The organism is Caulobacter sp., assembly GCF_965279145.1.
Classification (GTDB): domain Bacteria; phylum Pseudomonadota; class Alphaproteobacteria; order Caulobacterales; family Caulobacteraceae; genus Caulobacter.
The window spans coordinates 1,713,340-1,732,248 of the sequence record NZ_OZ257139.1; the positions used below are offsets into that span (position 1 = coordinate 1,713,340).

At 68.3% G+C, this 18,909-nt stretch carries 21 protein-coding genes; 15 read left to right on the top strand and 6 right to left on the bottom strand.

The window, feature by feature from the left end; translation table 11 throughout:
- Position 1: 1 nt before the first annotated feature.
- Complete coding sequence (locus ACQY9P_RS08020; protein WP_421739776.1) at positions 2-682, bottom strand: fumarylacetoacetate hydrolase family protein; 681 nt, start codon at positions 680-682, stop codon at positions 2-4.
- Between the two features lie 182 nt (positions 683-864).
- Here ACQY9P_RS08020 and ACQY9P_RS08025 point away from each other — a divergent pair, with 182 nt between their 5' ends.
- The 3 genes from ACQY9P_RS08025 to ACQY9P_RS08035 are packed head-to-tail and all read left to right on the top strand — an operon-like array spanning position 865 to position 5,771.
- Entirely contained in the window at positions 865-1,743 is an 879-nt protein-coding gene (locus tag ACQY9P_RS08025) for an ABC transporter ATP-binding protein (protein ID WP_421739775.1), read from the top strand.
- A 12-nt stretch (positions 1,744-1,755) separates the two neighbouring features.
- Positions 1,756-5,346: a M1 family aminopeptidase gene (locus tag ACQY9P_RS08030; RefSeq protein ID WP_421739774.1), complete on the top strand. Its 3,591-nt coding sequence runs from the start codon at positions 1,756-1,758 to the stop codon at positions 5,344-5,346.
- On the top strand, positions 5,343-5,771 hold the full coding sequence (locus ACQY9P_RS08035) for a PaaI family thioesterase (RefSeq protein WP_421739773.1): 429 nt from the start codon (positions 5,343-5,345) through the stop codon (positions 5,769-5,771). Before ACQY9P_RS08030 ends, ACQY9P_RS08035 begins: the two co-directional genes overlap by 4 nt.
- Before the next feature lie 152 nt (positions 5,772-5,923).
- Here ACQY9P_RS08035 and ACQY9P_RS08040 read toward each other — a convergent pair whose 3' ends face one another.
- Positions 5,924-6,523 carry a DUF4142 domain-containing protein gene (locus ACQY9P_RS08040; protein WP_421739772.1) on the bottom strand — a complete coding sequence of 200 codons (600 nt, stop codon included), beginning with the start codon at positions 6,521-6,523 and terminating at the stop codon, positions 5,924-5,926.
- A 123-nt stretch (positions 6,524-6,646) separates the two neighbouring features.
- On the opposite strand from ACQY9P_RS08040, the gene ACQY9P_RS08045 reads away from it, so the two are divergent.
- A complete protein-coding gene (locus ACQY9P_RS08045; RefSeq protein WP_421739771.1) occupies positions 6,647-7,843 on the top strand; it encodes a CaiB/BaiF CoA transferase family protein in 1,197 nt (398 codons plus the stop codon).
- A gap of 130 nt (positions 7,844-7,973) precedes the next feature.
- Here ACQY9P_RS08045 and ACQY9P_RS08050 read toward each other — a convergent pair whose 3' ends face one another.
- A complete protein-coding gene (locus ACQY9P_RS08050; RefSeq protein ID WP_421739770.1) occupies positions 7,974-9,920 on the bottom strand; it encodes an HWE histidine kinase domain-containing protein in 1,947 nt (648 codons plus the stop codon).
- Between the two features lie 173 nt (positions 9,921-10,093).
- Between ACQY9P_RS08050 and ACQY9P_RS08055 the strand changes: the two genes are divergently transcribed.
- The 4 genes from ACQY9P_RS08055 (at position 10,094) to ACQY9P_RS08070 (ending at position 11,803) form a co-directional block, all read left to right on the top strand.
- Positions 10,094-10,444: a hypothetical protein gene (locus ACQY9P_RS08055; protein ID WP_421739769.1), complete on the top strand. Its 351-nt coding sequence runs from the start codon at positions 10,094-10,096 to the stop codon at positions 10,442-10,444.
- 17 nt (positions 10,445-10,461) lie between these two features.
- Positions 10,462-10,842, top strand: coding sequence for a hypothetical protein (locus ACQY9P_RS08060; protein ID WP_421739768.1), 381 nt, complete (start codon positions 10,462-10,464; stop codon positions 10,840-10,842).
- A 64-nt stretch (positions 10,843-10,906) separates the two neighbouring features.
- Complete coding sequence (locus ACQY9P_RS08065; RefSeq protein ID WP_421739767.1) at positions 10,907-11,524, top strand: superoxide dismutase; 618 nt, start codon at positions 10,907-10,909, stop codon at positions 11,522-11,524.
- A 108-nt stretch (positions 11,525-11,632) separates the two neighbouring features.
- Positions 11,633-11,803, top strand: a complete 171-nt coding sequence (locus ACQY9P_RS08070; RefSeq protein WP_421739766.1) for a DUF1328 domain-containing protein — start codon at positions 11,633-11,635, stop codon at positions 11,801-11,803.
- Positions 11,804-11,843: 40 nt separating this feature from the next.
- Here the strand turns inward: ACQY9P_RS08070 and ACQY9P_RS08075 are convergent, their stop codons facing one another.
- Positions 11,844-12,617 (bottom strand): metallophosphoesterase family protein, encoded by a 774-nt coding sequence (locus ACQY9P_RS08075; protein WP_421739765.1) that lies wholly within the window; start codon positions 12,615-12,617, stop codon positions 11,844-11,846.
- Between the two features lie 23 nt (positions 12,618-12,640).
- The gene (locus tag ACQY9P_RS08080) at positions 12,641-13,492 is read right to left on the bottom strand and encodes a diacylglycerol/lipid kinase family protein (RefSeq protein ID WP_421739764.1); all 852 of its coding nucleotides are present in this window, start codon (positions 13,490-13,492) and stop codon (positions 12,641-12,643) included.
- 121 nt (positions 13,493-13,613) lie between these two features.
- Between ACQY9P_RS08080 and ACQY9P_RS08085 the strand changes: the two genes are divergently transcribed.
- From ACQY9P_RS08085 to ACQY9P_RS08100, 4 genes are all read left to right on the top strand, one after another.
- Positions 13,614-13,955 carry a YMGG-like glycine zipper-containing protein gene (locus tag ACQY9P_RS08085; RefSeq protein ID WP_421739763.1) on the top strand — a complete coding sequence of 114 codons (342 nt, stop codon included), beginning with the start codon at positions 13,614-13,616 and terminating at the stop codon, positions 13,953-13,955.
- An 82-nt stretch (positions 13,956-14,037) separates the two neighbouring features.
- Positions 14,038-14,496, top strand: a complete 459-nt coding sequence (locus tag ACQY9P_RS08090; RefSeq protein ID WP_421739762.1) for an OmpA family protein — start codon at positions 14,038-14,040, stop codon at positions 14,494-14,496.
- A gap of 294 nt (positions 14,497-14,790) precedes the next feature.
- Entirely contained in the window at positions 14,791-14,988 is a 198-nt protein-coding gene (locus ACQY9P_RS08095) for a hypothetical protein (protein ID WP_421739761.1), read from the top strand.
- A gap of 11 nt (positions 14,989-14,999) precedes the next feature.
- Complete coding sequence (locus ACQY9P_RS08100) at positions 15,000-15,263, top strand: hypothetical protein (protein ID WP_421739760.1); 264 nt, start codon at positions 15,000-15,002, stop codon at positions 15,261-15,263.
- Positions 15,264-15,342: 79 nt separating this feature from the next.
- Here ACQY9P_RS08100 and ACQY9P_RS08105 read toward each other — a convergent pair whose 3' ends face one another.
- The gene (locus ACQY9P_RS08105; protein ID WP_421739759.1) at positions 15,343-16,143 is read right to left on the bottom strand and encodes a response regulator; all 801 of its coding nucleotides are present in this window, start codon (positions 16,141-16,143) and stop codon (positions 15,343-15,345) included.
- Positions 16,144-16,369: 226 nt separating this feature from the next.
- Between ACQY9P_RS08105 and ACQY9P_RS08110 the strand changes: the two genes are divergently transcribed.
- Genes ACQY9P_RS08110 through ACQY9P_RS08120 form a run of 3 tightly spaced genes read left to right on the top strand, consistent with a single transcriptional unit; the run spans position 16,370 to position 18,866 of the window.
- The gene (locus ACQY9P_RS08110) at positions 16,370-16,555 is read left to right on the top strand and encodes a NepR family anti-sigma factor (RefSeq protein WP_421739758.1); all 186 of its coding nucleotides are present in this window, start codon (positions 16,370-16,372) and stop codon (positions 16,553-16,555) included.
- 2 nt (positions 16,556-16,557) lie between these two features.
- Entirely contained in the window at positions 16,558-17,163 is a 606-nt protein-coding gene (locus ACQY9P_RS08115) for a sigma-70 family RNA polymerase sigma factor (protein WP_421740132.1), read from the top strand.
- Positions 17,160-18,866, top strand: coding sequence for a sensor histidine kinase (locus tag ACQY9P_RS08120; protein ID WP_421739757.1), 1,707 nt, complete (start codon positions 17,160-17,162; stop codon positions 18,864-18,866). Before ACQY9P_RS08115 ends, ACQY9P_RS08120 begins: the two co-directional genes overlap by 4 nt.
- The last annotated feature ends 43 nt before the right edge of the window (positions 18,867-18,909 follow it).

An 18,909-nucleotide genomic window follows, 5' to 3' on the forward strand; every position in this document is an offset into this window, starting at 1 on the left:
CCTAGACCAGGGTGAAGGACAGCTTGCCGACGCCTTCGACCTCGCCCTCGACCCTGTCGCCGCGCACGATCGGGCCGACGCCCTCGGGGGTGCCGGTGAAGATCAGGTCGCCGGCTTCCAGCCGCCAAAGCTGGCTGGCCTTGGCGATCACCTCGGCGACGTTCCAGATCATGTCGGCGATTTCCCCGCGCTGCTTTTCAACGCCATTGACCGACAGGAAGATCGCGCCTTCGGGGGGCAGGCCGCTCATCGGGCGGATGGCCGAGATCGGCGCGCTGGCGTCGAAGGCCTTGCCCGCTTCCCACGGATGGCCCTTGGCCTTGGCGGCGTTCTGCAGATCGCGGCGGGTCAGGTCGACGCCGACCGCATAGCCGAACACCAGGTCGATGGCCTGCTCGGGGGTCAGGTTTTCGCCGCCGGCCTTCAGCGCCGCGACCAGCTCGATCTCGTGGTGCAGATCAGAGGTGGCCGAGGGGTAGGGCACGGACGTCGGCATGGTGAAGATCGCGTCGGCCGGCTTGGCGAAGAAGAAGGGCGGATCACGCGTGTCCGCGCCCATCTCCCGGGCGTGGGCGGCGTAGTTGCGGCCGACGCAGAGGATCCGGCGCACCGGAAAGACGTCTGTGGAGCCCTCGACCGGGACCGTGGGAAGGGCGGGCGGGGGAAAGGCGTACGTCGTCATGCCGTCTGATTAGCGCCAAACCGCTCGCTTCAAAAGCACCCTGCCTGTGATATCGCGCGTTGGAGATCATCCGGCGCGGATGATCGTCTAAATGTTCTTTCACTTGCCCCGGACCGCGTCGTCGAGTCATGACGATCATGGAAAATTTTGGGCGTCTTTCTGCGGGGGCTGTGAGCGCGCGAATGTTGATCATCGAGAATCTGACCCACGTCTACGGCAACGGCGTTCGCGCCCTGGACGAGGTCAGCCTGACCATACCGCGCGGCATGTACGGCCTGCTGGGCCCGAACGGCGCGGGCAAGTCGACCTTGATGCGCACCATCGCCACCCTGCAGGCCCCGACCTCGGGCCATATCCGCTTCGGCGACATCGACGTGCTGAAGACCCCCGAGCTGCTGCGCCGCACCCTGGGCTATTTGCCGCAGGACTTCGGCGTCTATCCGCGGGTCTCGGCCTACGACATGCTCGACCACATGGCCGTGCTGAAGGGCATCGCCGGCGCCAAGGAACGCAAGGAAACGGTCGAGAGCCTGCTCAATCAGGTCAATCTGTGGGGCGTGCGCAAGAAGGCCCTGGCCGGGTTCTCGGGCGGCATGCGCCAGCGCTTCGGCATCGCCCAGGCCCTGATCGGCGACCCCCGCCTGATCATCGTCGACGAGCCCACCGCCGGCCTCGACCCCGAGGAACGCAACCGGTTCCTGAACCTGCTGGCCGAGATCGGCGAGAACGTGGTGGTGATCCTGTCGACCCACATCGTCGAGGACGTCTCAGACCTCTGCCCGGCCATGGCGATCATCTGCGACGGCCGTATCGTCAAGGAAGGCGCCCCGGGCGACCTGGTCACCCAGCTGACCGGCCGCGTCTGGCGAAAGACCATCGACAAGGCCGAGCTCGAAGCGACCAAGGCCAAGTATCAGGTCATCTCGACCCGCCTGCTGGGCGGCCGCACCGTCATTCACATCCTCGCCGACAGCGATCCCGGCGCCGGCTTCACGCCGGTCGAGGGCGGCCTTGAGGACGTCTATTTCTCGACCCTGTCCACCACCCGCCGCGCGGCGTAGGAGGACAGCCGGATGTTTCGCAAGATCGCGGGCTTCGAGCTCCGCTACCAGCTGAAGTCGCCCGTCTTCTGGGTGGTGGCGGTCGTCTTCTTCCTGCTGACCTTCGGGGCGGCCACGATCGACCAGATCCGCATCGGCGGCGGCGGGCAGATCCACAAGAACGCGCCGTTCGCGATCGCCCAGACCCACCTGATCCTGTCGATCTTCTACATGTTCGTGACCACGGCGTTCGTGGCCAATGTGGTGGTCCGCGACGACGAGACCGGCTTCGGGCCGATCCTGCGCTCCACCCGGATCGGCAAGTTCGACTATCTGTACGGGCGCTTCACCGGGGCCTTCCTGGCGGCGGCGATCTCGTTCCTGGTCGTGCCGCTGGCGATCTTCATCGGCTCGTTCATGCCGTGGGTCGATCCCGAACGACTGGGCCCCAACGTCCTCCAAGCCTATCTCTTCTCGTATTTCGCCCTGGCCCTGCCGGCGATTTTCCTGACCTCGGCGATCTTCTTCGCCCTGGCCACCGTGACCCGCTCGATGATGTGGACCTATGTCGGCGTCATCGCCTTCCTGGTGCTGTGGATTATCGCCGGCATCGCCCTGGACCGTCCCGAGTTCGAGAAGGGCGCGGCGCTGTGGGAGCCCCTGGGCACCGGGGCCTATGGCCTGATCACCAAATACTGGACCGCCACCGAGCGAAATACGGTGACGCCGCCGCTGGCCGGGGTGCTGCTGTGGAACCGCGTGTTCAGCCTGGCGGTGTCTTGCGCCTTCCTGGCCGCCGCCTACTGGCTGTTTTCGCTGCAGTCGGCCGAGCTGTCGGGGAACAAGAAGGTCAAGAAGGCCAAGGCCGGCGCCGTCGAGGCCGACGCCCCCCCGCCTCCGAGCGGCCCGCTGGCCAGCCCGCGCCATGATCGCCAGACCGCCTGGGCCCAGCTGGTGGCCCGCACCCGGCTGGACATGGGCCAGGTGTTCAAGAGCCCGGCCTATTTCGTGCTGCTGGCCCTGGGCCTGGCCAACGCCATGGGCTCGCTGTGGTTCGCCACCGACGCCGGCCGCTATGGCGGGGTGATCTATCCCGTCACCCGCATGCTGCTGACGCCGCTGATGGGATCGTTCGGCCTGATCCCGATGATCATCGCCATCTACTATTCCGGCGAACTGGTCTGGCGCGAACGCGAGCGCAAGACCCACGAGATCATCGACGCGACGCCGGTTCCCGACTGGGCCTTCGTCGGCCCCAAGACCCTGGCCATCTCGCTGGTGCTGATCTCGACCCTGTTTGTCAGCGTCCTGGCGGCGATCATCAGCCAGCTGGCCCATGGCTATACCAACCTCGAGCTTTCCAAGTACCTGCTGTGGTACGTTCTGCCGCAGTCGGTGGACTGGATCCTGCTGGCCGTGCTGGCGGTGTTCCTGCAGGCGATCAGCCCGCACAAGTTCATCGGCTGGGGCCTGATGGTGATCTACATGGTCGCCACCATCACGTTCACGAACCTGGGCTTCGAGCACAAGCTCTACAATTACGGCGCGGTCACCGACACGCCGTTCTCGGACATGAACGGCCAGGGCAAGTTCTGGATCGGGGCCTGGTGGCTGCGCGCCTACTGGACCGCCTTCGCCGTCATCCTGTTGGTGCTGGCCTATGGGCTGTGGCGCCGCGGAACCGAGAGCCGGCTGTGGCCGCGCCTCCAGCGGCTGCCGCGCCGCATGACCGGCAAGGCCGGCGCGACCCTGGCGGTCAGCCTGGTGGCGTTCGTGGCGACGGGGACCTTCATCTACGTCAACACCAACATCTGGAACGACTATCGGACCAATATCGACGACGAGAAGTGGCGGGCCGACTACGAAAAGACCCTGCTGCCGTTCGAAAAGACGCCGCAGCCCAAGATCGTGTCGATGATGCTGGATGTCGATCTGTATCCGGGCGAGCCGCGCGTCGACACCAAGGGCTCCTATGTTCTGGAGAACCGCACGGGGGCGCCCCTCAAGGAAATCCACGTCCGCTTCGACCGCGACCTGGTGGTCAAGGGCCTGTCCATCGAGGGCGCCCGGTCCAAGAAGACCTACGACAAGTTCAACTATCGCATCTTCGCCTTCGACACGCCGATGGCGCCGGGCGAGCGGCGCAAGATGAGCTTCATCACCCAGCGCGCCCAGAAGGGCTTTCCCAACAGCGGCGCGGAATCGCGCGTGGTGGGCAACGGCACGTTCCTGAACAACATGGAGATCGCGCCGATCCTGGGCATGGCGCGCGACGGCCTGCTGAAGGATCGCGCCAAGCGCCGCAAATATGGCCTGCCCGCCGAGCGCCGCATGGCCAGGCTGGGCGATGTTGCTTCGCGGCAGTTCAACGGCCTGCGCAAGGACGCCGACTGGGTGTCGTCCGACATCACCGTCACCACCGTGGCCGACCAGACGCCGATCGCGCCGGGCTACAAGGTTTCCGACGTGGTGAAGGGCGACCGCCGCGTCGCGCGTTTCGTGACCGAGGCCCCGATCCAGAACTTCGTCTCGATCCAGTCGGCCCGCTACCAGATCAGCCACGAGACCTACAAGGGCGTGGACCTGGCCGTCTATTACGACGCCCAGCACCCCTGGAACATCGACCGCATGAAGGGGGCGATGAAGGCCTCGCTGGACTATATGGGGACCGAGTTCAGCCCCTATCAGTTCCGCCAGCTGCGGTTCCAGGAGTTCCCGGATTACGCCCAGTTCGCCCAGTCGTTCGCCAATACGATCCCGTGGTCGGAGGGGCTGTTCTTCATCTCCGACTATCGCGATCCGACCAAGATCGACATGGTCACCTATGTCGGGGCCCACGAGATCGGCCACCAGTGGTGGGCGCACCAGGTGATCGGCGCCGACCAGCAGGGCGGCGCCATGCTGAGCGAGACCTTCGCCCAGTATTCGGCCCTGATGGTGATGAAGCGCCTGTATGGCGAGAGCCAGATCCGCAAGTTCCTGAAGTTCGAGCTGGACAGCTATCTGCGCGCGCGGGGCGGCGATCCGCTTGAAGAGCAGCCGCTCTACAAGGTCGAGGAGCAGCCTTACGTCTATTATCGCAAGGGCTCGCTGGTCATGTACCGGCTGCAGAGCGAGATCGGCGAGGCGGCGGTCAACCGGGCCCTGCGCAAGCTGATCAGGGACCACGCCTTCAAGGGCGCGCCCTATCCCACGACGCTGGACTTCATGGCCGCCATCCGGGCCGAGGCGCCGGCCGACAAGCAGGCCCTGATCACCGACCTGTTCGAGAAGATCACGCTGTATGACATCCAGACCAAGGCCGCGACGACCAAGAAGCGCGCCGACGGCCGGTATGACGTGACGCTGACGGTCGAGGCCAAGAAGATGTACGCCGACGGCAAGGGCAAGGAGACGCCCGCGCCCCTGAGCGAGGCCATGGATGTGGGCCTGTTCACCGCCGAGCCCGGCAAGAAGGACTTCAAGGCCGGCAATGTGATGCTCTATGAGCGCCGCATGATCCGCTCGGGCGTCCAGACCCTGACCTTCACGGTCGACAGGGCGCCGAAGTTCGCGGGCGTGGATCCCTACAACACCGTCATCGACCGCAACGGCGACGACAACACGATCAAGGTGGGGGGATGAGCGCGCCCGGCGTCATCCAGATGGACGCCGACGCGCTGAACGCCTTCCTGCGGCGCGCCTTTCCGGAAACGGATCCGGAGCAGATGCCGTTGATCGTCGAGGTGGAGCCGGGGCGGGTGCTGCTGAAGCTGCCCTTCGCCAGCCGCCAACTTCGGCCGGGCGGGGTGATCTCGGGTCCAACCCTGATGACCCTGGCCGATACCGCGGCCTATGCCGTGATCCTGGCCCATATCGGCGAGGTGGCCATGGCGGTCACGACCTCGCTGACGATCCATTTCCTGAGAGGCTGCAAGCCCGGCGAACTCTACGCCGAGGCCACTCTGCTCAAGCTCGGCCGCCGCATCGCGACGGCCGATATCCTGATGTGGACGGAATCGCGCGAGCGGGCGGCGGCCAAGGCCACCGTCGCCTATGCGATTCCGTAGTCACCACTTTCAAATCCACAACGCTTGTCATCCCGGCCGTAGCGCCGGGACCCAGGGGCAACCGCAGTGCGCCGGCCCCTGGGTCCCGGACAGCCTCTGCGAGGCTTCCGGGATGACAAGTGATGGAATGCTGAAAGTTCAGATGTTTTGGCTTAGTTCACGAAGCCCTTCTTGAGGCCTTCGGCCATGTTCAGGTGCTCCTGAACGGTCGGCGCCAGGCCGGCCGCGAAGGCCTTGATGGCGGCGGTGTCGCCGTCCTGGGCATAGCGTTGCAGCAGGTTCAGCGCCGCCTGATGGGCGTCGACCTGGCTGTCGGCATAGGCCTTGTCGAAGTCGCTATCGCTGGCCTTGCGCAGGTCATCCAGCTTGCCCTGCAGATCTTCGGGCAACATGGTCGGCAGGGTGATCGTCGCGCCGGAGGCCGCGATCGCCGTCTTCAGGGCGTCGCTGCTCTTGGTGTGAGCGGTTTCCATCTTCTTGGCGAAGGCCTTGACCTGGACGTTGGTCGAGCGCGTGGCGGCCAGCTTGGCGGCTTCGATCTCGAACATGTCGCTGGCGGCGGCCTTCATGGCGAAGACATCGGCCTTGGTCTCGTCGGCCGGCGTCGGCACCGTGGCCGCCGGGTTGGCGTCCGGGGTCTGGGCCTGTTCGGTCGGGGTGGCGGCGCCCTTGGTTTCTTCGGTCTTGGGGCTGCAGGCGGCGAAGCTAAGCGCGGCGAAGGCGGCGCCGACGATAAGGATGTTGCGGGTCATGGCTGTCTTTCCCTGCGCGTTTCTCTAGAGGATTTGATTTCCGGCCGGCGTCGCGCGGCGCCGTATGGTGACAAGAACATCACGGCGCCGTGAACGGTTCCGTGAGCCGCGGGGGAGATCGACATGGCGCAGGCGCCGCTGACCGGAATTCGGGTGATCGAGATGGGCTCGCTGATCGCGGGGCCCTTCTGCGGTCAGGTGCTGGGCGATTTCGGCGCCGAGGTCATCAAGCTGGAAGATCCCAAGGCCGGAGACCCGATGCGCCAGTGGGGCCGCAGCAAGCCACAGGGCCTGTCGCCCTGGTGGCCGGTGATCGGCCGCAACAAGAAATCGGTGACCGTCGACCTGCGCACCGACGAGGGCCGCGACCTGGCGCGCGGCCTGATCGCCACCGCCGACGTGGTGGTCGAGAACTTCCGTCCCGGCACGATGGAGGCCTGGGGGTTGGGCTATGAGGCGCTGTCGGCGCTCAATCCTGGCCTGGTGATGGCGCGGGTCTCGGGCTTTGGCCAGACCGGCCCCTATTCGCATCGCGCCGGCTACGCCCTGGTCGGCGAGGCCATGGGCGGCCTGCGGCACATCACTGGCGAGCCCGACCGCAATCCCGCCCGCGCCGGCATCTCGATCGGCGACAGCCTGTCGGGCCTTAACACCGCGCTGGGCGTGATGATGGCCCTGCATGCGCGCCACGCCACCGGCCGGGGCCAGGTGGTCGACACCGCGATCTATGAGAGTGTGCTGACGGTGATGGAAAACCTGATCACCGAATACGACCTGACCGGCTATATCCGCGAACGCTCTGGCGCGGTCCTGCCGGGCATCGCGCCCTCCAACGTCTATCCCACCAAGAGCGGCGAGCTGATCCTGATCGGCGCCAACCAGGACACCCTGTTTCGGCGGCTGTGCGACCTGATGGGGCGTCCGGACCTGGCCGATGACGTCCGCTATCGCGACCACGCGGCGCGGGGCGCTCACCAGGGCGAACTGGACGCCCGCATCGCCGCCTGGACCGCCGACCACGAGATCGAGGCGCTGTTGCCCCTGCTGGAAGAGGCGGGCATCGCCACGGGCCGCATCTATCGCGCGCCCGACATGCTGACCGACCCGCAGTTCATCGCCCGGGAGTCGATCGTCACCGTGCCGCATCCGGTGTTTGGCCAGGTGAAGATGCAGAACGCCTTTCCCCGTCTGTCGGAAACCCCCGGCGGCGTCCGCTGGACCGCCCCGACCCTGGGCGAGCACACCGACGCGGTGCTGCGCGAGGTGGCGGGCCTCAGCGACGAGGCGATCGCCGGGCTGCGGGCGCGGAAGGTTTTGTAGGGCGTAGATCCTCCCCCTGAAGGGGGAGGCGGCCGGAGGCCGGTGGGGGAAGGCGGCGCCGAGTCATCAACACTTCCCCCTCCGTCGCCTGCGGCGACACCTCCCCCGCTAGGGGGAGGATTTAGAGGCCTCAGTGCCGTCCCGTTACGTCCGCGATCGCCCGGGCGATCTGGTGCACGTTGTAGGGCTTGCGCACGATGGGCGCGTCGAAGCCCATCGGGGTGGCCTTGTCGGCGTAGCCGGTCGCGAAGACGAACGGCCGGTTGTGCCGGCGCAGGATCTCGGCCACCGGAGCCACCGACTGGCCGTTGAGGTCGGCGTCCAGGACGGCGACGTCGAAATCCAGGTCCAGCATCGACAGGGCCTCGCCCAGTTCAGCGGCGCAGCCCACCACCTCGACGCCGGCGTCTTCCAGGCCCGCTTCCAGCTCAAGGGCCAGAAGCAGGGAGTCCTCGACGATCAGGACCTTGAGGCCGGCGATGGCGCCGGGCCGCACGGTCTCGTCGGCGGCGATCAGGGTCTCGACGATGCGCTCGGGCGCCGCCGCGGGGGCGGGCTCGGGCGGTGGGGCGTCGGCCAGGGCCTCGGCGGCGGCCTGGATCAGGGCGCTGACGCCGCTGCGGCGATATTCGATGCGGGCGCGGCCGCCCAGCTCGCGGCCGACGACGTCCTCGACCAGGGTGGCGCCAAAGCCGCGCTTGGTCGGGGCGTTGGCGGGCGGACCGCCGGTCTCCAGCCATTCCAGGGCGAAGCCGCCCTCGGGCGAGCGCCGCCACACCACCTCGACCTTGCCGGTCTCGGTCGACAGGGCGCCGTACTTCACCGCGTTGACGGCCAGCTCGTGCAGGGTCAGCGACAGGGCGGAGGCCGCGCGCGGGGTCAGGAACAGTTCTGGGCCGTCCCAGCGGGTCTGGGTGGGCGCCAGGCCGCCCAGTTCGGCGGCGGCGATCCGCGCCAGGGTGGCGCCGCGCCAGCGGGCGGCGCTGAGCAGGTCGTGGGCCGAGCTCATCGACTTGAGCCGCCCGGCGAAGGTCTTGAGGAAGACGTCCAGCGAGGATGACTTGCGGGCCGACTGGGCCGCCACCGACTGGACCACGGCCAGCAGGTTCTTGATGCGGTGGTCCAGTTCGGCCAGCAGGCTCTCGCGCTGCTCGTCCTGCTGCTTGCGACCGGTGATGTCCTGAACCACGCCGATCAGACGGATGGGCTTGTGGTCCTCGTCCAGCATCATGGCGCCGGCCGCGCGGTTCCATTCGGTGCGGCCATGCGAATCTGGCGGCCGGCGATACTCGACCTCATAGTGGCCGCGAGCGTTGAGCTGCTCGGTGACCGACCGGTCCACGGCGTCGCGATCATCGGCATGGATGTAGGCGAACAGCGCCTGTCCGCCCTCGGCCGGGATCTCGCCTTCGGGAATGCCGGCGATCTTCGAGAGGCGGGGGCTGATGCGGTAGAGGTCCCGCGCGAGATCCCACTCGAACTCGCCCAGGCTGGCGGCGCCGATGGCCAGGGCCAGGCGCTCGCTGTCCAGGCTGCGGCCCGCGGCCTCGCGGCGGGCGTCGGCGACGTCGCGCAGCAACTCTTCCATCGCCAGGGCGGCCAGGTCTTTCAGCGTCTCCCGGTCCTCGGGGCCGGTGGGCGGGCCGGCGGCGGCGCTTTCGACGCACAGCAGGCCGACCACCTCGCCGGCGGGATCGATGACCGGCGCGCAGGCCAGGAAGCCGAACGGAACCGGCGCCTGGGCCGCGAGGCGGGCGTCCGTCCGGGCGTTCTCGCAGATGATCGGCTCGCGCTTGGCGATGACCAGGTCCGCCAGCGACCTGGCGCGGGGCGCCTGCTCCAGCGGGCAGCCGAAGCAGGCCTTGGGCTTCAGCGTTGCGTCGTCGATCAGGAACAGTCGGGCGCGGGGCGCGCCGAACAGACGGGCCGCCAGGCGCACGATGCGCAGGAAGCGGGGATCGTCGCAGGGACCCTCGAAGGCGTTCAGGGCGCGCATGGCGCGAAGGCGGGCGGCTTCCCCGGGGGCTGTCCCGGTGGCGTCCTTCTCGGCGTTTCGCGCGGAACGGGGTTCCTCCATGCTTCGGACCATAGACTCGCTTCGCGTCTGGCGCGAGTGTCGATGATGATTCCGCTGTGGTGAAGCTTTTGTCGCCGCGCTATTATGGAACCGCCCACCCCAGCCTCGCGTTGACGGGGCTCAGCTTGATTGCCAGCGCGCTCTGTTGGCCGTGTCGCGAACCGGAGAAGACGATGTCCGCTAATGTCCTGAAGACCGCCGCCAAGGACGCCGAAGCCGTCAAGGCCGCCGCCGCGGAAGCCGCCAGCCACGCCGAGCACAGCTTTATCGAGGCCGCCGCCGCCGCCAAGGTGTCGCTGGCCGAAGCCGCCAAGCGCGTCGAGAAGTCGGTCTCCGAAGGGCTCGACACCCTGCGCGCCCAGAGCCGCGCCTATGGCGACACGGCCGGCCAGCAGCTGGAAGACGCCCAGCGCTATGTGACCGAACGCGTCCGCGAGCGTCCGTTGACCGCGACCCTGGCTGGTCTCGGCGTCGGCGTTCTGCTGGGCCTCCTGATCGCCGGCAGCCGCAACAACAACCGGTGATTTTCGAAAGAACCCTCATGACGCTGGCTGCGGCGGCGGCGATCGCCGCCGCGGCCGCCGTCGGCGTGTTCGCCGCCGCGTTCGCGCTGTACGCGGTGGTCCAGACCTATCTGGGCCCCGCCGGCGCCGCCGCTGTCGTCGCCGCCGTGGCGGCCCTGATCGTCGCTGTCGCCGGACTGGTCGCGGCCCGCAAGGCCGACCAGCGTCAGGCGCCCCGCCAGGGCGCCGCGCCGCAGGACTCCTTCGGTTTCGCCGAGAAGGTGGTCGAGATCGTCAAGGATCGGCCGCTGCTGTCGATCGGCGCGGCGCTCGCCGCCGGCGTCTTCGCGCTGAAGAATCCGACGCTGACGGCGGCTGTCGCCAAGGCGTTTATGGAAACCCGGCAACCGCCGCGCTAGATCCCCGTTCTTAGTCGCGTTCCCATCCTCCCCTCCAGGGAACGCCGTTCCATGGAGTGAGAGCATGTATACGCTGCCTGAGCTGCCCTACGCCTATGACGCCCTTGAGCCGACCGTGTCGGCCAACACCCTGCATTTCCACCACGACAAGCACCACGCCGCCTATGTCACGGCCCTGAACGGCCTGTTGAACGGCGACGACAAGGGCTCGCTGGAAGAGGTCATCAAGACCGCCGCGCCGGGCAAGGTGTTCAACAACGCCGCCCAGGCCTGGAACCACGCCTTCTTCTGGGACGCGATGAGCCCCACGAAGACCCAGCCGGGCGCCGAGCTGACCGCCGCCATCAACGAAGCCTTTGGCGATCTGGCGTCGCTGAAGACCGCCTTCGTCACCGAGGGCGTCGGCCACTTCGCCTCGGGCTGGGTGTGGCTGGTCTCCGAAGGCGGCAAGCTGAAGGTGATCTCGACCCATGACGCGGCCACCACCGTCACCCACGACGGCGTCACCCCGCTGCTGGTCTGCGACGTCTGGGAGCACGCCTACTATCTGGACCACCAGAACAACCGGAAGGGCTTCCTGGAAGCCTGGTTCGACGGCCTGGCCAACTGGACCCTGGCCGACAGCCAGTTCGCGGCCGCCAAGGGCGCGGGCGCCGGCTGGGCCTATCCCAAGCCCGCCTAGCTTCACCGGAACGATCGCCGCTCGATGTGCGTTGGACCTTGGTGTCGCTCCCGCGACGCCGAAGTCCAACCCTCCGCCGGTCCGCCGCGGAGCGATCCGGAGATTCCGATGCTGAGATGGGCGTTGATCTTCTTGGTGGTGGCCCTGGTCTCTGGTCTGCTGGGGTTCACCACCCTGGCCGGCGCGGCCATCGGCATCGCCAAGATCCTGTTCTACGTGTTCGTCGTCCTGTTCCTGGTCTCGCTGGTCATGCACCTGTTTCGAGGCCGGGCGGCCTGAGACGAACCCCGGAAACGGCGCGGCTCAGGCCGCGCCGTTTTCATGTCCGGCGCGGAAACGCCCAGCTGCGCCAGACCTGGAACGCCGTGCGCTCGAAGGCCATGGCCGTCACGCGGATCTCGCTCGGGTCGATCTCGATGACATTGAAGCTGGGCGGCGCGCCGCGCTCGCGAATCGACAGCGTGCCCGAGCCCACCGCCACCGTCCGGCCGTCGCCGAACGGATAGGGCGCGACGAAGGGGACGTGGATGTGCCCCGACAGCACGAGGTCGGCGCCGGCCTCGGTCAGGGTCTGGGCCACGTGGCTTCCGCCCCGCACCCGCGCCGTCATCGGCCCGCCGGTGATCTCGACCAGGGGGTGATGGCAGACGACGATCTTGGCCTGATCCTTCGGCGCGGCCAGCAGGCGGCGCTTCAGGCGCCGGGTCTGGCCGCGAGACACCGCGCCCTTCGACCAGTTGAGCCGGATCTGGGCGCCGCGCGCGCTGTTCAGCGTGAAGGCCGACACGCCCTCGCCGCGCCAGGCGACATCGTCGGCGGATCCGAAACGGTCCTCATAGCGCCGCCAGGGCCGCATCAGGCGCTCGACGATTTCCAGCGGCCCCATATAGGGCGCGTCGTGGTTGCCCGGGGCGATCAGGCGCGGCTCGGGCGTCTGGTCCATCCAGGCCTTGGCGGCGTCGAACTCATCGACGGCGCCGTCGCGGGTCAGGTCGCCGGCGGCGATCAGCAGGTCGGGCTTTTCGGCGTGAAAGCGCTCCAGGGCCGCCTGCACCGCCTCGACGTTCTCGCCGCCGAAGTGAATGTCGGACACCTGGATGATCTTGCGGGTTGGGCTCATTGCGGCAGGGACACCGCGCGGAAGGCCTTGGGCCGGAAGCGGATGTGGACCTCGGGGTCCAGCCGCATCGGTTCCCCGTCCAGGATGGCCGGGATGTGACCGCCGGCCCAGACACGGCCGACGCGGCAGCGACCCATGCTGACGGAAGGATCCTCGCGCCAGTGGCCGCTGAGGGCGTTGACGCCGAGACGGAAGATGTCGAGGGCGCTGGTCGGGTCCAGGGCCGCGACCTCCAGGGCGCGCTCGTCCTCGTCCAGGGCGGTGGAAACCAGCGGACACATCAGGGTGAGGGCCTCCGTCTTGCCCTTGGGGCGGCCGTCCAGCGTATAGCGCAGCCGGCCGGAGAAGGCGCGGCGGAAGGCGCGCTGGGCGCGCGAGATGGCCAGGCGCACCTTGCCGGAGCGCGCCGCCTCGCGCGCTTCGGCCCACAGGGCCGGGCTGCCCAGGATGGCGGCGACGAAGAACAGCCGTCCGGCCACCTCGCCGCCCGAGACCATGCGCGGCTCGCCGGTCTCCAGACACGCGGCCATGGCCTCCTGCCAGGTGCGCTCGCCATAGAGGGCGCGGGGCAGCATGTTCATGGTGCCGCCGGGCAGGGGCGCGATCGGGGGGCCGTCAGGTCCCGACATCTCGGCCGCCGCGCGCGCGGTGCCGTCGCCGGCCAGGATGAAGACCGCGTCGGGGGCGGAATCGATGACCTCGCGCAGGCACGCCTCCAGCTGGCCTTCGCCGGGGGTGTGCACGGAGCCTTCGACCCCGTGTTCGGTCAGGATCCGCTCGGCCTCGGCGGGGGCGTCGGGGCCGACCGATCCCGAGGCGATATTGGCTATGATTTCGACGCGCCGCACTGGCGATCCCCCACTGAACTCGATGTCTTGGCTAACGGCGCAGCTTTGCCGAGGTTCCGCGCGGAACCTTGCCCGGGCGCGGCCGTTAGCCAGACCGGGACTGCTCGATTGGAGAGCCACGATGAAAACGATGATGATCGCCCTGATGGGGGTTGGCCTGATGGCTTCGGCCTGCACCTCCACGGGTAATGTGGAACGCAACGCCGCGGGCGGCGCCGCCCTGGGCGCGCTGGCCGGCGCGGTGATCGGCAACAATGTCGGCAGCGGCAGCGCCAGCACGGGAGCCGCGATCGGCGCGGCCCTCGGCGGCACGGCCGGGGCGGTCAAGGGTTGCCGCGAAGACGGCGGCTGCGGCGCCGACGCGGTCAATCGCCGCCAGTACTATGACGAGCGCGCGGGTCGTTACTATTACTACGACTCCAAGAGCGGCCGCTACTTCTGGGAGGACGGTCGTCCTCGCTAAGGGACGATCAGGTCCAGAGAAAACCCAAGGGGCGGCCGGCCAAGTCGGTCGCCCCTTCGCATGTCCGGCAAGGAAAAACGCGATGAGCAAGATGACCCTGGCCCTGGCGGGCGTCGTGGGCCTCACCCTGGCGGGCTGCGCTTCGGCGCCCTGGAAACCGACCCGGGCGGCGATCGAGATCGCCCCGGCGGTCTGCGCCGATTTTCAGGTCTCGCTCTATTTCGAACGCGACGAGGCCCGCATCACCCGCGAGGCGCGGTCAGTGCTGAACAGCGCCCGCGCCATGGCCCGGGGCTGCGGCGTCCAGAAGGCGCGCGTGGTCGGCCTAGCCGACGCCGTGGGCGCGGCGGACGTCAACATGGCGCTGTCGCGGCGCCGGGCCGAGGCCGTGACCCGGGCCCTGGGCAAGGCGGGCTTCGCCCAGGTGGAGTTCGATACGATGGTGGTGGGCGACGCGGGAGCCATGACGGGCGGGGGCGCGAGCGCGCCGCTGCGCCGCCGCGCGGACATCTTCTTCGATCTGGCGACGCCTGCGCGCTGATCGCTGGAACGGCGCGCAAAGAAAGGGGCGGGCCACTGGCGGTCCGCCCTGAAGTCGCTTCACGAAAAAAAGGGGGGGGTGCGGAGGCGACAGGCCAGCTTGCGCCAGCCTCAAGTCGGGGGGGCGTCGCCGCCTCCGCAATAGGAAAACGCGGTCCTGGCGGCCGGGTTCCAGGCGGCCCGCATTTTTTCCAGGTTTTTTTGCGGGCCCCAGGCGCACGGAACAGCGGCTCTCGGGAAGCGTTGTTCTGTGGACGGTCGAGCCGACCGTTATCGCGACACACGAGGGGACGCCATGATCAGCACCTATCAAGCCCAGCATGGCGGAACCGTTTTCAGCCTGACGCCCAGCCGACGCCAGCGCGCCGCTCGCAAGCGCCTCATGGCGCTGGTGGTCATCACCGCCGTCGCGGGCTCGGCCGGCGTCGTCCAGGCGTTCCAGGCGCGGCTGTCTCCAGCCCACGCTCTGGCGTCCGCCTATTCAATGCCTTGAAGGAGGTCTTCATGTCCGCCGACATTCACGATGACGCCCCTGTCCACCTGAACGCGACGCGCGCCCGCCAGGGACGCTGGGGTCAGCACATCTTCGCGATCCTGGTGGTGTCCACCGTTCTGGCCGCGATCGCCCTGTTCGGCGCCTGGGGCTTCCGCTCCAATGACCTGGCGGCGGTCGAGCACAACAACGGCGCCAAGACGCCGGCCGAGGCCAGCCGCTACAGCACCGAGCAGAGCCCGGCCCGGCAGAACACCACCCCGCCCGCCAACTAGCCGTTCCCGATCCTGAGCCGATACGAAAACGGCCGCCCCTGCGGGGGCGGCCGTTGACGTGCTGTCGTTCTGGACGGCTCTAGGCCGCCTTGCGGGTCTTTCGCGGATGGAAGAACAGCGCCTGACCGATCGCCGCCTTCACCGTTTCCGGCTGGAAGGGCTTGGTGATCAGGAAGGTCGGCTCGGGCCGCTCGCCGGTCAGCAGGCGTTCGGGGAAGGCGGTGATGAAGATCACAGGCACGTCCAGGCGGGCCAGGATGTCCTTGACCGCGTCGATGCCCGACGAGCCGTCGGCCAGCTGGATGTCGGCCAGCACCAGGCCCGGCGTCTTGCGCGCCACCGCCTCGATCGCCTCGCCGCGCGTGGCGGCGATGTCGGTGACCTCGTGACCCAGTTCGCGGACCAGGGCCTCGATGTCGGCGGCGATGACCGGTTCGTCCTCGATGATGAGCACGGTGGTGGCCAGTTCGGCGTCGATCTCGGTCTGGGCTTCGGAGATCAGGCGTTCAACCTCGCCGAACTCGCAATCCAGGATCTGCGCGGCCTCGGTCGGTGTGAAGCCTTCCAGGGCGGTGAGCAGGAAGGCCTGGCGCGAACGCGGGGCGATCCGCATCAGACGCTGGGCCGCGTCGTCCGCCGGCGTATGGCCTTCGTCGCGGCGGGCTTCCAGCTGGGCGCCGGACGACAGCCAGATGGCGTGGAAGACGCGGTACAGCGCGACGCGCGGAGAAAGGTCCGCGTCCAGGGAACGATCCCCGGCGGCCAGCGCTTCAAGCGCCACCCGGACGTAGTGATCCCCGGTATTCTGATCGCCAGTGAGGGCGCGGGCGTAGCGGCGGATGTAAGGCAGATGCGGCGCCAGCCGAGCAAGAAGACTCATGACCCCTCCCGATGCGGTGTCTTCGTGAAAACGCGACCCAATGGTCAAGCTAGGCCATTCGATCAGGGTGTTTAACGCCGCCTCACGAAGGCGGTTCCGCCGATCGCGGAATTTTGCCATCTTATGCCCAAGCTTCGGGAACCGGATACGGAAAACGGCGTTGACCACTGGCAGAGACACATTCGGCCAAAGGGGGCGGGCGTCGCGTTATTTCGGCGTCGAGGACATGATCGAACACGTACCCATGGAAGATCACCGCAAGGGCGCTCCGGCGCTGGACGAAGCCCGTCTGCGCCAGCAGGCCATCGGCGTTAAGCTGCGCCAGATGTTCGACGAGGTCGTCAACGAGGCGGTCCCGGACGAGTTTCTCGAAATCCTGCGCAAGGCTGACAAGCCTGCGGGAGAGAAATGAGCATGACGGAGACCCAGGTGGGCCGTTCGCCATTCGATCCCGAGCGCGACACGGTATTCAAGAAAGAACTCGTCACGCTCATTCCGCATCTGCGCGCCTTCGCCCGCACGCTGACGGGCGATCCGACCGCGGCCGACGACCTGGCCCAGGACGCCATGATGAAGGCGTGGGACGCCCGCGCCAGTTTCCAACTGGGCACCAACATGAAGGCCTGGACCTTCATGATCCTGCGCAACCAGTTCTATTCCGAGAAGCGCCGCTCGTGGCGCCAGAGCCAGCTTGACCAGGAAGCCGCCGAGCGGACCCTGGTCGCCGTCGATGATCCCGAAGCGCCGGTGGCGCTGGACGAGCTGCGTCTGAGCCTTGGCATGCTTCCCGCCGAACAGCGCGAAGCCCTGATCCTGGTCGGCGCCGGCGGGTTCGCCTACGAAGAGGCCGCCGAGATCTGCGGCTGCGCCGTGGGCACGGTCAAGAGCCGGGTCAGCCGCGCCCGTCGCGCCTTGCAGGCCATCCTCGAGGCCGGGGCCTATGACCGTGACGGCCGTTCGGCCGGCGAGGCGATGGGCTCGATCCTGGCCGACGCGGAGCGATTGAGCTCCTTGCGGTGAAGCCTTTCGCAAGGCGAGGCGCGAAGATCGCGACCTCTATCCGAGTGCGCCTGGCCGCGGCGCTTGTTGTCGCGCTTCTGCCTGTCCTGATCCTTGGCGGCCTGCAGTCGATCTTCGCCTTCCGGGCCGAGGCCGACTCGCGACGCCAGAGCCTGGAGCTGGCCGTGGGGCGCAGCGCCGCGATCGCCCGCGCCCGCATCGAGGCGGCCGGCGTCCTGCTGCAGACCCTGGGTCCTGGCTCGGTGGGGCTGGAGTGCGCCCAGCGCCTGGCCGATGTGCGCGCCCGGCTGCCGGGCTACGCCAACCTGATCCGTTTTGACTCCCGCGGCCGCGTGTCATGCGCGGCGGCGACCACGCCGCCTGATCCCAATCGCGCCGGTCGCGCCTGGTTTCGCGAGCTGGCCGGTGGTCAGGACATGGTCGTGGCCAGCGCGCCGGGCGCGGTCTATGCCGACGAACCCGCCGTCCTGGCCGCCGTTCGCGCCAGGACCGGCGACCAGCGCTTCGACGGCGCCATGGTGGCGGTGCTGACCTTGCGCAGCCTGCGTCTGGAAACCGCCAATCGCTTCATGCCCCAGGGCGCCGAGATCGCCCTGATCGACTCCCACGGCAAGATGTTCGCCGCCACCCAGCCCAGCGCCTTCGGCGCCCCGCCCATGGGCTGGCGCGCTCAGGCCGCCCAACGCGGGGTCGCCCAGTGGTCGGCCAAGGACCTCAACAATCGCGAGCGGGCCTATTCGGCGGCGCCGCTGGTCGACAAGGAGGTCTTCCTGGTCCTGTCGGCGCCGTCGCCGGGCCTGGTGTCCTGGGCGTGGATCAATCCGATCTCGCGCCTGGTGCTGCCGCTGCTGGCCTTCGCCCTGGCGCTGGGCGCGGTGCTGTACGCGGCCGAGCGGGCGGTGATCCGCTGGATCATCTATCTGCAGCGCGTGGCCGCCATCTACGCCAAGGGCCGCTTTACCGTGCGCCCCCTGCAGGCCGAGCGCGCGCCGCCGGAAATCCGCGAACTGGCCGCGACCCTGGATGACATGGCCGGCGCCATCGTGGCCCGCGACGCATCCCTGATGGACAGCCTGGCCGAGAAGGACGCGCTGATGCGCGAGATCCATCACCGGGTGAAGAACAATCTGCAGATCATCACCTCGCTGCTCAACATGCAGCAGCGGGCCCTGACCGATCCGGCCGCCAAGGCGGCGATGAACGACACGCGCCAGCGGATCACCGCCCTGGCCCAGATCTATCGCGCCCTCTACCAGGGACCTGACCTGAAGCGGGTCGACCTGCGCCCGTTCCTGGAGGAGCTGACGGCGCTGCTGCTGGCCGGTGACGCCAATATTCACCTGCATGGCGGCGTGCGCACCGAGGTTCACGCCGACCCTCTGGTCATCGACCCCGACCGACTGGCGCCGATCGCGCTGTTCGCCGTCGAGGCGATCACCAACGCCCAGAAGCATGCGTTCAGCGAGCGCGGCGGGGTGCTGACGGTCAATTTCGTCGTGCGCGGCGAGGAGGCCGAACTGTCGATCGGCGATGATGGCCCCGGTTCGGTGGACGGCGTCGCCGAGGGGGTGGGACGCACCCTGATGAACGCCTTCGCCCGCCAGTTGCGCGGCAAGGTTTCCTTCGAGCGCCTGGGTGAAACCGGCCTCCTGGTGCGCCTGATCTTTCCCACGCCGCAAGCGCCGCCGGCGCCCGGAACCTAGCTTCGCCGCAGGCGTTGTCCCCCTGAACGGCCCACCCCCGTCT